Here is a 16,799-nt window from a genome sequence, read left to right as displayed (position 1 = left end):
GGGCACAAAAAACACCCACCCTATCAGGGGTGCTGAGTGATCAGACTGTGGTTATCCAGCATGCTCTGCAGCACATCGTGGGACGAGGTACTGGCCAGATTCCAGCTGCTCAAGTCCACATCCTTCAACGTAATCTGCTGGGTTACCTGCCCATCCCCTGCTGGTGCCACCGAGAGGCTCACATCACTCAGACCGTTACTACCTGCCGTAACCGAAGCGGAAAGGTGATTGAGCAGATCATCAACATCATTGCTAGTCACCCCCTGTAGCATATCGGCCAGATCGATCTTGTCCCCCTGCTCCGGGTGGAAGTCGGTGATGGTATCGATCGCGGGCTGACCCTGACTCCCCTCGTCCCCGTGCTGCCAGACGAAGAGATCGCTGCCAGCCCCACCGGTGAGGATGTCGTTGCCCTGACCACCAAACAAGCGGTCATCACCGGAGGAGCCAAACAGCCAATCCCCCTGATCGGAACCGATCAGCTCATGACCACTCTGGCCGTGCACCGTGATGGTATCAAGGGGCGTGCTAACGGTTGAACCGCCGACACTGGACTCGGCACTAATCCCCAGCACATGGTCACCCGCGCCAAAACCGCTGAAGAAGAGCGGAACCGAGTGATCGGCAGGGATCAGCCAGTCGCCATTGCCATCGGCATGACCGACGCTCTGGCCATGCTCGTCCTGCACCTGAGCCCCATCCAGACCGCTGATACGGATGGAGAGCTCGCCGGTTGCCGGATTGACCACGCTGGCGTTGAGACCCAGCGGGATCACAGCCCCCTGCAAGGCATGGAACGCATGCTGATCCACCGTCAGATTTGGCATATCCGGCTCGGCCGTGACCGTGATAGCCAGCTGATCGGTGTCGGTTTTCGCACCGCCAGCACCACTGTTACCCTGATCCGAGGTGGTGATAGTGAGATTATCCTGCCCCCAGAAATCTTTGGCCGGTTCATAGTGCAACTGGCTGGCCAGCAACTGGTTTAGATCGGCCAGCGACCCCACCAGGGAGATCTCGCTGGTACCCGCCCCCTGCACCACCACAGCGCCAGTTGCGCCAAGCAGGGTCAGCACACCATGCTCGACCCGCAGCACCATGGAGACGGGCGCACTGCCTGCATCCACATCCTTAACACTGACGCCGGAGAGCGACAGGGAGCCATCCTCCTTCACCGTCATGCTGGCAGGCAGCTGATTGACCGGGGCATCGTTTACCGGCTGCACCTCGATGGCCACCACGTCGGCATCACTCAGCGCGCCACCGCTGCCGCTATTGCCAAGATCACTGGTCACCATGGTGAGCTGATCCTGACCATTGAAGTCCTGCTTACCCTGATAGGTCACCCCACCGGACAGCAGCGCATTGATGGCATCCTGCGGCCCGCTGAGCACCAGCGTACCGCTACCGTTGCCGGTCACCGTCACCCCGCTACCCGCCACCAGATTGAGGGTGCCGTGCGCCACCGAGAGGCGAACCTCGATGGCGCTGCTGCCTGCATCTACATCCTTCACCTGCAGGCCGTGGATGGTATACGGCTGATCTTCCTGCGCCACCAGCGGCGCCGTTGGCAGCTGATTAACCGGCGCATCGTTGACCGGCTGCACCTCGATGAGCAGCACATCGGTATCGCTGAGTGCCCCGCCGCTACCGGTGTTCCCCTGATCGTTGGTGACCATGGTCAGGGCGTCACTGCCGTGGAAATCACTGTTGCCCTGATAGGTCACCCCACCAGAGAGCAAGGCATTGAGAGCGGCCAGCGTGCCGGTCAGCACCAGAGAACCAGTGCCGTTGCCGACCACAGTCACGCCGCTGCCTGCAGGCAGCGTCAGAGTGCCATGTTCCACCGACAGGGTGATCTTGATGGGGCTGCTGCCCGCATCCACATCTTTCACCTGCAAGCCCTGAATGACGAAAGGTTGATCTTCCTGCGCGACCTGAGAGGTCGTTGGCAATACGTTAATGGGCGCATCGTTGACCGGGCTCACATCCACATGGATGGTGCCACTGACCACGGGGCCAAGGGCACCGTTATCGAGGCTCTGGGCCGTGATCTTGAGCTCCAGCGCACCGTTGGCATCATTGGTCACCAGCTCGACAGCGCCAAGCTTGCCGCCCTCGGTGGTGACCTGCCAGCGACCGCCACCCAGATCAACAACGCTCCCCGCTACGCCATTTGGCAAGCGGATCTGGGCACCATCAGGGACCCCTTCGATGGTGACCCGCACCTGCTCCGGCTTGTTCTCATGCACATTACCCGCACTGCCGCCGGTTGGCTGGGTATCCCGGGTCTCCAGCCCCAGATCCAGGGTGATCACATCCCCCTCGGTACCGCTCGCCTGACCTTGAATGTCGGCGATGATGGCATCCCCAACCGGCGTCACGGTGACGGTAAAGCTGCCACTGGTTTCGAGCGGGATGGTGAGCCCCTTGTCCAGAGTAAAGGCGCTCAGCGACAGCTCCACTGTGCCACTGAAGTCCGCTGGCGGGATCAGGGTCAGTTTGGAGAAATCGGTCCCCACCGGGATCTGCCAAACGCCGCCGCCATTGTTGACCGCCGGAGCCGACAGGGTGAAGCCATCCGGTACCCCCTTGATCTGCAGCGCGACGATCTGCTCGGAGCCATCGTTGTCGATAAGGGTTGCGCTAAATCCGGCAAGGTTGGCCGTACCATCCTCACTCCCCGTGACACTGTGCACCGTGAGCTTGGCCGGATCGTTGACCGGCTTGATCTCAAATTCTGCCTGCCCGTTCCAGCTGGCTTGCGCCGTGCCGGTGGTGGCGGTATCAATGATATCGACCTTGATATCCAGCGGCACCTTGCCGCTAAAGTGCTCTTTGGGCACAAACACCAGATCTTTAAGCGCCGCCACATCGCTGACCACCAGGGTGGTCAGTTGCTGGTTACCGACCAGGAAATAGCCGAACCTGGGATCGACGGTAATGGTCACCGCCTTCACCGTCTCGAGACCGCCGTCAGCCACGCTCGGGCTGATATCAGCCAGTTTGACCGACAAGTCGAGGTGAATGTGGGTATCTTCCAGATTGTCCGGCTGACCATCGTTGTTGGTATCGAGCACCGTCAGGGTAAGCTCGGGTTGGCCGTCAGCACCGCCGTTCACATCTACCACCGGGGCCACATCAACCCGGACAGTGCTGCTATCTGTCTTGATATCACCGCTGGCAGTATCGGTATTGACCACCTTCACCTCGATATTGAGGGAACCGGCAAAATCAGAGGGTACTCCCAGCGTCAGCCCTTCCAGGCCCGCCAGTGACGGCGGCACTTTGATCACATACTCACCGGTCGAGATGTTGTACTCGGCCCCGCTGATGGTCACGCCCGCTGGTAACCCCTTGAGGATGATGGTCACTTCGTCGCTGCCCTGATCAGCCGCGCCGATATGGATCACGCCTTTGAGCTGTTCACCAAAGTTAACCCGAATGTCTTCCTTGCCAACCAACACAGTATTGTCGTCAATATCCACGGTGGCAGCCGGTGTCAGTGGAGTAACAGGGGTGCTACCAAATACGGCGCTGGTCTCCAGACTCAATTTGGCGTGGGCACTCGGATCACCATCTTCACTGCGGTCTATCACCATGGCATCGATGCGAATGGGGTCGACTTTCCCGATGTAGCCATCTGGTGCATGCAACTGGAAGCTACCAAGGTTACCCGCTGGCACAATCCAGCTGCCATTGCCATTGTTGATACCGCCGATCACCACAAACTGATCGCCCACCCCGCCGTTCAACACCGGCAGGTTGACGACCAGATAATCGATCTCTTCCACACTGGAGGGATCCAGGTCGGTAAAGGTAAAGCGACCCGAGAGATCGATATCGCTACCACCCAGACCAACAAGAGGCCCCCCTGTCTGTGCCAATGTCCCATCAGGCTCGACTACCGCCTGAATATCGACGTGCAGCTGACCATCAATCACCTTGTTAACCACCACACTGGAATCCACGTCCTGTTGAGTCACGGTGACATGACTCTTGATGGTGGTATCCCGGTCGCTATCTTCTGGCGCTTTCACCAGCAGTTGGCCGCCGTTTAACAGGCTCTTCAGATCTGCGTCACTCAAGTCCACCACACCGCCATTCACGGTGAGCTGGGTCTCTACCCCGCCCACCCGGATCCAGATTTCGTAGCCGGGCTCGATACCTGAGAGGCTAAGATGCGTCACCTTCTCAGCACCATCGCTCAGCACCGGATGCCAGTCGAGCACCACGAACTGGTCTTCCAGCCCATGACTGGTCTTGTTGTAGTTGGTTGCATCGATTTCCGGTTCCACCTTGATGTGCAAGGGCACCTCAAAGCTCTTGTGATCACCATCGTTCTCGGTCACCACCACCTTGGCAATCAGGTTCAAATCCGCCGTGCTATTATGAGGAGGCTGGATCACCAGGTTGCCTAGCTCTTTAATATCAACCTGATAGGTGGGCTTGCCATGGGCATCGAGTCCTGCAAAGGTGAGCGTCAACTCATTCCCTTTACCATCAAACACCTTGGCCCCTTCCGGTAAGCCGCTGAGCACCAGATTAAGACTCTCAGATGTGTCGGATGGGGTATCAGCCAGTTCACCGGAAACTAGCTTGAAGTTGAGCGGTGCCTGACCATCTTCGGCCACTGTTATGCTGTAGCCTTGACCAATACCATCATGGGTCCAGTCAGTACCATTGAGGATAAAGTCCGGTCTATCGACCACCCCCACCAGATCCACATGGAGCGCCTGACTACCAGTCTCTTTCTCGTTGACCACTATGTGGGTCTGACCATTGGCATCGGTCAAGGTGGCGGTGTCTTTCACCACCCCCTTGATGGTGAGGTCAAAATCGACGTTGCTGTTTTTCAGCGGTTGCAGCTTGAGTTCGCCAATGCGATCAAAAGGAACCTCATAGTAACCCGCCGCGTTCTGCGCCACAGCGGCGCCACCCAGCAACAAAGTTGCACCGGCAGGCAGGCCACTGATGCGGACAAACATCTGCTCGGAACCATCGAGTTTGTCACCCAGATGGGCCAGGGAGATCTTGCTGCCCAGATCGAGCAGGGTATCTTCCTTGCCCTGGATCTCGCGCACTGTCAGCTTGGCGTCATCCGCCTGCGGATTGACGTTGATCACCAGCTCAATCTTGTCTCCCTGCGCCGTACCCTGACCCGGAGCGATCGGGTTCTGCTCCGTGCTGATCGGGGTCACCGACAGCTTGATGTCACCACTGAAATCCTTGCCCGGAACCACGGTCACCTTGTTAATGTCACTGGCAAAGACGGTGTAGAGTCCGCTGGCGTTTGGCTTGAGTTCAACCCCGTTGAGCATGAGCGTGCCCTTGCCCGACTCCCACTTGATCTGGTAGCTCAGGGTTTCGGAGCCATCGGTATCGGTGAGCGCAGCCTTCACATTGAGCGCGATGCCGGCACTGTCTTCATTGGTGATGTAGTGCTGATTCGTGCTCGCCCCATCCCAGAGCGGCTTGTCGGCAATGCCCGCGACCGTAATGTCCAGATTGCCGGTCAACACCGGGGGCTTGCTCCCCTCGGTGACGCCCACCTGTAATTGCACCGAGAAGCGCAGCGCACTGCCTCCGTTGTTGAAGCTCGAGTAGTCATGATTTGGTACGAAGGTGACGCCGGTCAGCTGGAACTTGTCGTTGGTATTGGCCACCGCCACCATGGCCTCTGGCGGCACCTGATACCAGGTCTTGCCACCCTGGGTGATGGTGGTCAGTGCGACACCGTTGAAATAGAAGGTGCCCTGGGCATTGGCAGGCGCCTGGATAAGCAACTGCTCCACATGCTCGCCCCGATCGAAATCCCCCACATCCAGGCTCATGGTGATGGGGATCCCCTGGCCGGGAGTGGTCGCCCCCGCATCCTCTTGGCCGGTGACCGCGCTCACGATGAGCTTGCCAGCCTCGTCCCGGATGGTCAGGGTCAGGACCCCATCATCAGTATCTCGGTCCCCGTCCACCAGATGAAATTCAATCTGCTGCACCAGCGTGGTGTTGCTGTGATCGATGCCCGGTTTCGCGGTGAAGCTGTAGGTACCCTCGGCATTGATCACCAGGGTGCCGATAACTTGCCCTGTGCTGTCTGCCACCGCGATGGTGGTGTTGCCGCTAGCCGCGATAGGGTGTTCGGTACCATTGATGGTCACCGATTTCACCACCGCATCGTCCGCCCCTTCGCTGGCGATGGCCAGCAGATCGCCGGTCACTTTCGCACCTTCATTCAGGGTCTTTCTCGCATCCACAGCCACGGGGACATCATCCTGCACGCTCACATGGCCAATCACTTCGGCACTGAGGTCTCCGTCACGGTCCAATGCCTGTAGCGGCAACTGAATGTCCAGCAGATCCTTGCCCTGGACGCTGTGATCCAGATTGCCGGTGAGCTCGAAGGTATAACGGCCGGAGACATCCAGAGTCAGCTTGAAGATAAGCTTGCCCGCACTGTCCTTGCCAAGATACACGCCCAGCTGGCTATCGGCGCCTATGGAGACCGCTTTGCCCCCCGAGGTGAGGCTGTTGAGGGCGTTGAAACGGGCCACATCCAGTTGCAGAGAGACCACCCGGTCACTCCCGGCGGCAATCGTCACCTGGCCGATGGCAACTTCTCCCGTACCTGAGGGGCTGGTGCCACCATGCTGGCCACCGCCACCATTGAGATCCGACTCCTTGACGGTTCCCCCCTCGACGTTGGTGATCACGGGATCGGCGGCATCGGTGATCACCGCAGTGGTACTGCCTGTGATCACGCTGCCGTCGCTGTCGGTCACCTTGATTGGCAAGGTCAGGTTGAGTTTGTCATCCGCCCTGTGATCCAGATTGGTATGCACCGTCACCTGATAGCCGATATCCACACTGGTGTGGGCGGCGATGCTGGCGGGTACAGTGGGGATGGACACCGTCATCACTACCAGACCACCGCTGGTCACTGCCTGGAAAGTGTGGCCATCGGTGCCAACCGCTTTCCAGCTCAAGCTCTCGCCATTGTGAGTAATGGGCTTGCCGCTGGCATCCATGACCTGACCGGAGAGGGTCAGTCGCACATCGGTCACCGGATCCGAGTCGGCTTTGATGGTGATCTTGCCGCTCGCTTGCTGATCATCCGCCGTCTGGTTATTGGCGGAGCCATCGAAGCGCCCTTCATTGAGGGTCACACCGGTCAGGGTGAGGGTCGGTTTCTCCCCTTCCCCAATCTTGATATTGAGGATGCCGCTGGTGCTGTCGTTGTTGCCACCCGCCTTGTCGTAGTCGTTGACGATCACCTTGATCGGCAGCTCGGTCACCGCATTGCCGCCTTGATGGAGCCCTTGATAAAGGGTCACCTGATAGTCAAACCCGTTCTTGCCAGCCTGATCGAGGCTGCCAACCAGCTTGACCTCGAACACCTCGACCCGCTGGCCATCCACCATCACATAGCCCTTGAGCAGCTGACTGCCGGGGATGGCGCTATTGCCGTCAACCAGCTCGTATTTGACGCTCTGGCCGAGGGCAGTGAGGACCGGTTGCTGGTTGGCATCGGCAAACGCCACCTCGACGACCCGATCCGACCCGGCTTGTACGTCAAAGTGACCGGTTTGGTTCAGGCTGTTGCTGCCGGTGAGGTTCCCCTCATCCAGGGTCACACCAGCGCCCGGGATAAAGCTCGGTGCCTTGCCATCGGCGATGGTGAGCGGCAGCGTGGTCCCGATACGATCGCCATCCTTGTCGGCAAGGGTGACAGCCAGCGGCAGGTTGAGGGATTCGCTCCCCTTGTGGTCCAGCTCGCCACTCAGTGTCACCTTGGCGGTGACACTCCAGTTGCCGTTGTTGTCGACCAGAGTCAGCTCGGCACGTAGCACCATCTGCCCACCCGCGCTCCCGACCAACTGGCCGTTGGCGTCGAGGGAGAAGGTGACCGGGTTACCGTGGCTGGTGAGTCCGGTCAGGGTGCTCTGAATGGCGGCGATATCAAAACCAAGGGAGTTGGGGTCGAGGGCATCGCTGCCGTGCGCCACCGAGAAACTCATGGTGCTGACGGCGGCCGCCTCCCCTTGCGCCATCTCGGTGATCGTGGTGCCGGTCACGGCGGAGATGGTCGGGTTGGCGCCATCTCCTACCGCCACGGTAATGGTGGAAGAGACCTTGTCACCATCGCTGTCGAGCAGGGTAAAACCCGCCTTGAGCAGGCTGTCGGCATTGCCCTGATCCAGCGGCTGATGGAGGGTGAAGCTGTATTTGCCATCGTTGCCGAGGGTCAGCGCAAACACCAGCTTGCCATCGGGGGTACGCCCCTCGATACGCTGATCAGCCACCGTGATGGTCACGGCCTGCTTGCCCGAAGTGAAGCCTTGCAGCCCCGGCTGACTGGCATCAAAAGTAATGCTGGCCAGTGGATCACTGCCCGCTGTGATAGCCAGATCGCCGTTAAGGGTCTGGCCCTGCTGCCAGTTGCTATCTTCGGTCAGGGTGAGGGAAACAGGATCTACCTGCGGCAAGGCACCGTCGGTAACGGTGATATTGAGGGTGCCGAGGTTGCTCTTGTCCCCGTCAAAATCGCTGCCCTGCACCTTAAGACCAAGATCGAGTCGATCGGTGGTAGTCGGCTCATCAAACACACCGGTCAAGGAGACGCTGTATTTGCCATCCAGCCCGATGGTAACGGTGAGGATCGGCTTGCCGTGCCAATCCTTGACGATCAGCTGGTTATCTTGCACCTCATAGGTTGTCGCCTTGCCCTGGCTGGTGAGCCCCGCCAGCGCCGGTTGGTTGCTGTCAAAGTTGAGGGAGGCCAGACGATCGCTGCCCACCGTCACCGGCAGCTGGCCATCAATGCTCTGGTTGCCCCCCTCTTGCAGGGCGACGCCTTTATCGAGACCGAGCACAGGGTCTGCGCTATCACTCACCGTGATAGTAGCGGTTCCCTGATTTTTGCTGCCATCGCTGTCGGTGACTTCGACCGGCAGGGTCAGCGCCAACTTGTTGTCGGCACCGTGATCCAGGTTGGTATGCACCGTCACCTGATAGCCGATATCCACACTGGTGTGGGCGGCGATGCTGGCGGGTACAGTGGGGATGGACACCGTCATCACTACCAGACCACCGCTGGTCACTGCCTGGAAAGTGTGGCCATCGGTGCCAACCGCTTTCCAGCTCAAGCTCTCGCCATTGTGAGTAATGGGCTTGCCGCTGGCATCCATGACCTGACCGGAGAGGGTCAGTCGCACATCGGTCACCGGATCCGAGTCGGCTTTGATGGTGATCTTGCCGCTCGCTTGCTGATCATCCGCCGTCTGGTTATTGGCGGAGCCATCGAAGCGCCCTTCATTGAGGGTCACACCGGTCAGGGTGAGGGTCGGTTTCTCCCCTTCCCCAATCTTGATATTGAGGATGCCGCTGGTGCTGTCGTTGTTGCCACCCGCCTTGTCGTAGTCGTTGACGATCACCTTGATCGGCAGCTCGGTCACGGCGTTGCCGTTCTGATGGAGTCCCTGATAGAGGGTCACCTGATAGTCAAACCCGTTCTTGCCAGCCTGATCGAGGCTACCAACAAGCTTGACCTCGAACACCTCGACCCGCAGGCCATCCACCATCACATAGCCCTTGAGCAACTGACTGCCGGGGATGGCGCTATTGCCGTCAACCAGCTCGTATTGCACCGGTTTACCCAATGCGGTCAGCGCAGGCTGTTCGCCGGCATCGGCAAACGCCACTTCGACGACCCGATCCGACCCGGCTTGCACGTCAAAGTGACCGGTTTGGCTCAGGCTGTTGTTGCTGGTGAGGTTCCCCTCATCCAGGGTTACACCGATGCCGGGGATAAAGCTCGGCGCCGTGCCGTCCGCGATGGTGAGCGACAGCGTAGTGCCAATGCGGTCGCCATCCTTGTCGGCGAGAGTAATGGCAAGGGGCAGGTTGAGGGATTCGCTCCCCTTGTGATCCAGCTCGCCGCTCAGTGTCACCTTGGCGGTGACACTCCAGTTGCCGTTGTTGTCGAGCAGACTCAGCTCGGCACGCAGCACCACCTGCCCACCCGCGCTCCCGACCAACTGGCCGTTGGCGTCGAGGGAGAAGGTGACCGGGTTGCCGTGACTGGTCAGTCCGGTCAGGGTGCTCTGAATGGCGGCGATATCAAAACCAAGGGAGTTGGGGTCGAGGGCATCGCTGCCGTGCGCCACCGAGAAACTCATGGTGCTGACCGCGGCCGCCTCCCCTTGCGCCATTTCAGTAATCGTGGTGCCGGTCACGGCGGAGATGGTCGGATTGGCGCCATCACCTAATGCCACGGTAATGGTGGAAGAGACCTTGTCACCATCGCTGTCGAGCAGGGTAAAGCCCGCCTTGAGCAGGCTGTCGGCACTGCCCTGATCCAGCGGTTGATGGAGGGTGAAGCTGTATTTGCCATCGTTACCGAGGGTCAGCTCAAACACCAGCTTGCCATCGGGGGTGCGCCCCTCGATCAGATGATCGGCCACCGTGATGGTCACGGCCTGCTTGCCCGAGGTGAACCCTTGCAGCCCCGGCTGATTGGCATCGAAGGTGATGCTGGTCAGCGGATCGCTGCCCGCGGTGATGGCCAGCTCCCCGTTAAGGGTCTGGCCCTGCTGCCAGTTGCTATCTTCGGTCAAGGTGACCGAAACAGGATTAACCTGTGGCAAGGCGCCGTCGGTAATGGTGATGTTAAGGGTGCCGAGGTTGCTCTTGTCCCCATCAAAATCGCTGCCCTGCACCTTAAGACCAAGATCGAGGCGATCGGTGGTGGTCGGCTCGTCAAACACACCGGTCAGGGAGACGCTGTATTTGCCATCCAGCCCGATGGTGACGGTGAGGATCGCCTTACCTTGCCAATCCTTGACGATCAGCTGGTTGTCTTGAACCTCGTAAGTCGTCGCCTTGCCCTGACTGGTAAGCCCCGCCAGCGCCGGTTGGTTGGCCTCAAAGTTGAGGGAGACCAGACGATCGCTGCCCACCGTCACCGGCAACTGGCCATCGATGCTCTGGCTGGCCCCCTCTTGCAGGGCGACCCCCTTGTCGATACCCAATGCGGGATCACTGCCATCATTGACGGTCAGCGTCAGGTTGGCGCTGGTGCTGTCGCCATCGATCTCTTTGGCGATCACCTGCAAGCCGAGGGAGAGGCTGTCACTGCCCTTGTGATCCAGCGGCCCGGTGAGGGTGACAACTACCCGACCGCCCACATCGCTGCCTTGCTGCTCCGCCTTCAGCTCGGCACGCAGTACCTCCACCCGTTTGCCACTGCCATCCAGGTAGTAACCCAACAGGGTGCGATCACCGGCAAATTCGAATGTCAGCGGATGGCCATCACTGCCCAGCCCAGCACCGTTGAGGGTGGCCAGGGTCTGACTCTGGTTACTGAACACCAGCGAATCCACCAACAGGGGATCGGCGGTGTGTTTGACCACAAAGCTGCTCTCGCCCACCACGGCGGCACCGTTGGTAAAGGCATCTTCGGTCAGGGGAATGGCCGAGATCTCGAAGCTGGGCGGATTGCTGTCCACCAGATTGATCACCAGTGGCGCCTTCACCAGATCGCCGTCGCTATCGCTATATTCGAGGTTGAACGGCAGACGCAACGCATCCTGGCCGTGATCCAGACTCTGACTCCAGACGATGCGGTAGCTGCCGTCATTGTTGAGGGTCAGGGTAAAGACTGTCGCCCCACCGGCGGTGGCAGTCAGGGTCTGGCCATTGATGGTGTAGCCAAGGGGCGCGCCGTGGCTGACAAGCCCCAGCCCTTCTAGCGCACTCTGATCAGCGGCGAACCGGACTTGCAGATTGCCATCCTGACCGGCACCGGTGTTGAGGCTACCGATGGCGGTCACCGGGCCATCGGCCAACCCGGCTTCAGAGAGGGTCAGGGTCTCGCTCTGACCGATCAGTGGCACGCCATCGCTGGCACTGTTGCCCGCCAGATCGGTGACGCTGGCACGCACTTCAAAGGATTGATTGATACCGGAGAGATCCAGGCCGCTCACCTGCCAGCGGCCATCGGCCCCCACCAGTGCCGAGGTGGTCAGCAGCGGCTGGCCATTGCTGTCGACCAGAGTGATGGTGACGCTCTGACCCGCTTCCACATTGCTGGTGGTGCCGCTCAGGGTGGCGCTGCTGTTGCCAAACAGGGCTGCAGCATCGAGATCATCGATGTCGATGAAGGCCTGGGTATCGACATTGATAACGAGGGTATCGCTGGCGCGGTTGCCAGCAATATCCACTGAATTGACCTGCAACTGGTACTGGCCATCGGCCAGGGTCTGCGGCAGCTGATATTGCCAGTTACCGGCTGCATCCACCGTCAGGACGGTGAGCACGCTGCCGCCAAGGCTCAGGGTCACGGTGGCGCCGGGCTCCCCCTTCCCTTGCAGCAGCGGGGTATTGTCGCGGGTCAGATCATCGGTCTGGCTGGCGCCGCTGTCGCTCTCATCGGCGAGATCGAGGGTAATGGTGGTGATGGTATCGAGCAGAGTCTGGCCGGTGTCGCTGGCATTATTGCCCGCCTGATCCTGGGTGTTGGCCACAATCTGCAGCGGGCCATCCACCAGCTTGCCGGTCACATCGCCAAAATTGGCTTCCCACACCAAGCCGGGCAGCACCACGGTCGTCACCGTCAGTGAATTGCCCGCCTGATCAATAAGGGTGACGGTGACCGGCTGGCCCACCTCCACGTCCTCCACTACACCACGAATAATGACGCCCGCCGCTTCATCGGCGTTGATGATGTTGTCGCTGGTTTGGGGCTCGGTGATGGTGATGGCCGCAAAGAAATCGCGCTCTTCGGAAAACAGCAGCTCATCGCCCACAGGTTGCACCGCATAATCGGTATCGAACCCGGCCTCGGCCAGGGTGGCATCATTGGTACGATCGACCACCACAAAACCACCCGAGCTGGAACCGGCAACACCACCGATATTGCCTGCTGCAGGGGCTGCGTTACCGGCGGCGGTCTCCTGGAACAGCTCGGTCGGGTCGATCCCCTGACGGATCGCCTCTTGCAAAGAGGCCAATTCTGGATCGGCCGGTTGTCCATCCGCAGCAGGAGTGGCGGGCTCAGGTTTGGCGGCAACCGCTTGCTCACCGGCGGTATCACTGCCCGGCTCGGCTAGTTGAAAATCGCCCCCTTGGGCGGTTTGCAGGCGATCCCCCGGCTGCAACGCCATCCCCACCGTTGCTCGCATGACAGAGCCATCGGCGCTGATGACAAACACGGAACCCTCGAGTTGAGCAATCACCGTGGACTTTTCAATTTGCAACTCAGCCATACAACCTCCAGCAAAACCTTAACCAGCCCCTGTCACTGCACTATAGAGGCACATCTAATTGTTCATTTTACAACCATTATCAAGACGGGTCTGTTCGATATTTTCGACAAAAGCAGCAGTAAACAACCCGAACCTTGCGGCTTGTCGGCATAAACCTCTTTTTGAGGCAAGAAGCGCCTCACAAGAGACCAACCAATGGCCTGATATAGCCGCAAAACCAGACTTCATATGACAAATATTGACACAGGGATGGGAGGTTCTGTTGGTCCAGCTATTTAAACGAACAACCATCACTACCAGATGAGTTTGTCACCACCAAATAAAACTGCATATCCATGCAACACAGGGATCAAGCAACACAAAATATGCATTTATTTTGACGCTATTTATCCCGTTCGAGACCCCGCCCCCTATCTCACAATGTGAACCGGTCACATTGGCGAAACAACGCCTGCATAGGCTGCCAACAGGCTGAGATATCAGAAAAGTTAACCAGGATCTCATTTCTGCACTTTGCTGCTCTGGCCAATTGATCTGGCGCAAAATCGACCACGATAAATCATTATTTACTTTACCCATTTGTTAGCATCTGGCTGGCATATCGCATAGAACACCAAATTTATGCACACATAACAATTAATCGACCTGACAACCATCCAGCGCAGGCCCAGCCCGCACAACGAGATGGCACGGATCAGGCCAGCTCAAGACATTTATCTGGGAGTGATACACGTGGGTTCACAACACAGGCATACCAAACTGGGGCTCGCCGCCCTGCTGCTGACCAGCTGGCTTGGCGCCAGCGGCTGGGCACTGGCTGATGAAGCAACCACCCAGGGCAAGATAGAGGCGCGCAGCGAGCTGTTCGCCAAGGATCACGCCGATCAGTTCACCAGCTGGCAGGCCACCCGCGAGAGCGAGACACGCACCGACGCGCTGGCGGAAGATCCCAATATGATCGTGCTGTGGGGCGGTTACCCCTTTGCCAAGGATTACAACAAGCCACGCGGCCACTTTTATGCCCTGACCGACGTGCGCGAGACCCTGCGCACCGGCGCCCCCAAGACTGCCGAAGATGGCCCGCTGCCAATGGCCTGCTGGAGCTGCAAAGGCCCGGATGTGGCCCGCGTTATCGACGAAAAAGGCGAAGATGGCTACTTCAAGGGAATGTGGGCAAAAGGTGGGCCGGAGATCGTCAATACCATCGGCTGCGCCGACTGCCACGACACCGCCGCGAAGGAGTTCAAGGAGGGCAAACCGGCCCTGCACCTCTCCCGTCCCTATGCCGACCGGGCCATGACCGCCATCGGCAAGCCGTTCAAGGAGCAAGGTCGATTCGATCAGCAGTCCCAGGTGTGTGGTCAGTGCCACGTGGAGTACTACTTCAGCGGCCCCAGCAAGGCGGTGAAATTCCCCTGGGACAAAGGCACCACGGTTGAGCAGATGGAAGCCTACTACGACGAGCTGGGTTTCGCCGACTGGACCCATGCCCTCTCCAAGACTCCCATGCTGAAAGCCCAACACCCCGAGTACGAAACCTGGCGCGCCGGTATTCACGGCCAGAATAACGTCGCCTGCGTCGACTGCCACATGCCCAAGGTGCAGAACGAGCAGGGCAAGGTCTACACCGATCACAAGGTGGGCAACCCCTTCGATCGCTTCGAGCAGACCTGCCGCAACTGCCACACCCAGAGCAAGGAGATGCTGCAAGGGATCGTCAAGCAGCGTAAAGAGGCGGTGATCGAGACCAAGCTGAAGGTCGAGAAGCAACTGGTACACGCCCACTTTGAAGCCAAGGCCGCCTGGGATGCCGGTGCCACCGAGACCGAGATGAAGGATATTCTGCAGGACATCCGTCACGCCCAGTGGCGTTGGGATTACGCCATCGCCTCCCACGGGGTGCAGATGCACGCCCCCGAAGTGGCGCTCAAGGTACTTGGCAGCGCGCTGGACAAGGCCGCTGACGCCCGTACCAAGCTGGCACGCCTGTTGGCCACTAAGGGGATCAGCCACGAGATCGCCATCCCTGACATCTCCACCAAGGAGAAAGCGCAAGCGGCCCTTGGCATGGACATGAAACAGTTCAACAGCGACAAGGCCCAGTTCCTCAAGACCACGGTCCCCGCCTGGGATGCCGAGGCCAAAGCGGCCGGACGGCTGGCACAGTAACGGCGCCTGCGGGTCCGGCCAGATCGGGCTCGCAGCGGATGGAGGCTTCCTATGGGTGATTTAACGATGGATTTTTTACGACTGATGCTGATGGCAGCCATGCTGCTCACCAGCCTGCAGGGTCAGGCGGCCGAATCGGTTGCCGCCCCTGTTCCGACCACAGCTGTCTCAGCCACACCTGTCTCAGCAACACAAGAGGTGGCGTTTTTACGCAATCCCGACAAGGCCTGCACCGACTGTCACAAGGAGCAGAGCGAAGGGATGCACGGCAAGCATGGTCAGGCGACCAATCCCAACAACCTGGCGCCTGTCACCTGCACCAACTGCCACGGCCTGCCCTCTCCCCAACATCGGGAAGGGGTTAAGGATGTGATGCGCTTCAGCCACAGCCTTAAAGATAAAGAGAGCATCAAGCTCTACCCCATCACCGAGCAGAACGGCGTCTGCATGAGCTGCCACGAGCCCAAACCACTGCGCGAGGCGCTCTGGGCCCACGATGTGCACGCCACCAAGCTCACCTGCACCAGCTGTCACCAGTTGCATCCGGCCAAGGAGCCCATGCTGGGTATCCCGGAAACATCACGCATCAAGCTCTGTGTCGACTGCCACAGCAAGCAGCATGCGGCCAGCAAGGCTCGGCAGGAGCAGTCCAAACCGGCTACCGGCAAGGAGGCATCATGAGCTGCTCTCGCCGTGATTTTATGGCGAGCATGGGCGCAGGGGCCCTTATCATGATGACGGGGTCGACTCGCTCCCTTGCCACCCCCCTCGCCCACAGCCAGACCATAGACGGAGTGCGCTACGGCATGCTCCACGATGAGACGGCCTGCATCGGCTGTACCGCCTGCATGGATGCTTGCCGGGAGGTGAACAAGGTGCCGGAAGGGGTCTCGCGCCTCGAGATCATCCGCTCCGGGCCGGTCGGTGAATATCCCGACGCCGAGTACCGCTTCTTTCGCAAATCGTGCCAGCACTGTGACAACGCCCCCTGCGTGCACGTCTGCCCCACTGGCGCCTCCCATATTCGCAAGGAGGATGGCATCGTCGATGTGGACGCAGATCTCTGCGTCGGCTGCATGTATTGCCTCGCCGCCTGCCCCTATCAGGTGCGCTTTATCAACCCGGTGACCCGGGTAGCGGACAAGTGCGACTTTTGCCGCAAGACCAATCTGGCGGCGGGCAAGGAGCCGGCGTGCGTGGAATCCTGCCCCACCAAGGCGCTGGTGTTCGGCAATCTGGATGATCCGGGCAGCCCGATTGCCAAACGGCTGGTGAAGGAGACCACCTATCGCTACAAGCAGGCGCTCGGCACCTCGCCCAAGATGTACCGCGTGCCCAAAGGGGAGATAACGTCATGACCATGCAAGC

At 59.6% G+C, this 16,799-nt stretch carries 4 protein-coding genes; 3 read left to right on the top strand and 1 reads right to left on the bottom strand.

Translation table 11 applies throughout. The features are described 5' to 3' along the window. Positions 1-23: 23 nt before the first annotated feature. Positions 24-13,262, bottom strand: a complete 13,239-nt coding sequence (locus ACY8FN_RS13595; protein WP_463100292.1) for a retention module-containing protein — start codon at positions 13,260-13,262, stop codon at positions 24-26. Positions 13,263-13,946: 684 nt separating this feature from the next. Here ACY8FN_RS13595 and nrfA point away from each other — a divergent pair. Genes nrfA through nrfC form a run of 3 tightly spaced genes read left to right on the top strand, consistent with a single transcriptional unit; the run spans position 13,947 to position 16,789 of the window. Then, complete coding sequence (gene nrfA, locus ACY8FN_RS13590; RefSeq protein WP_463100291.1) at positions 13,947-15,431, top strand: ammonia-forming nitrite reductase cytochrome c552 subunit; 1,485 nt, start codon at positions 13,947-13,949, stop codon at positions 15,429-15,431. Positions 15,432-15,482: 51 nt separating this feature from the next. Further along, a complete protein-coding gene (gene nrfB / locus ACY8FN_RS13585) occupies positions 15,483-16,112 on the top strand; it encodes a cytochrome c nitrite reductase pentaheme subunit (protein ID WP_463100290.1) in 630 nt (209 codons plus the stop codon). After that, positions 16,109-16,789 carry a cytochrome c nitrite reductase Fe-S protein gene (gene nrfC / locus ACY8FN_RS13580; protein WP_463100289.1) on the top strand — a complete coding sequence of 227 codons (681 nt, stop codon included), beginning with the start codon at positions 16,109-16,111 and terminating at the stop codon, positions 16,787-16,789. Before nrfB ends, nrfC begins: the two co-directional genes overlap by 4 nt. Positions 16,790-16,799: the final 10 nt, after the last annotated feature.

Source organism: Aeromonas sp. 160P (assembly GCF_055193095.1).
Note: the sequence above shows the minus strand (reverse complement) of the source record. Positions and strands in the feature narration are given on the sequence as shown.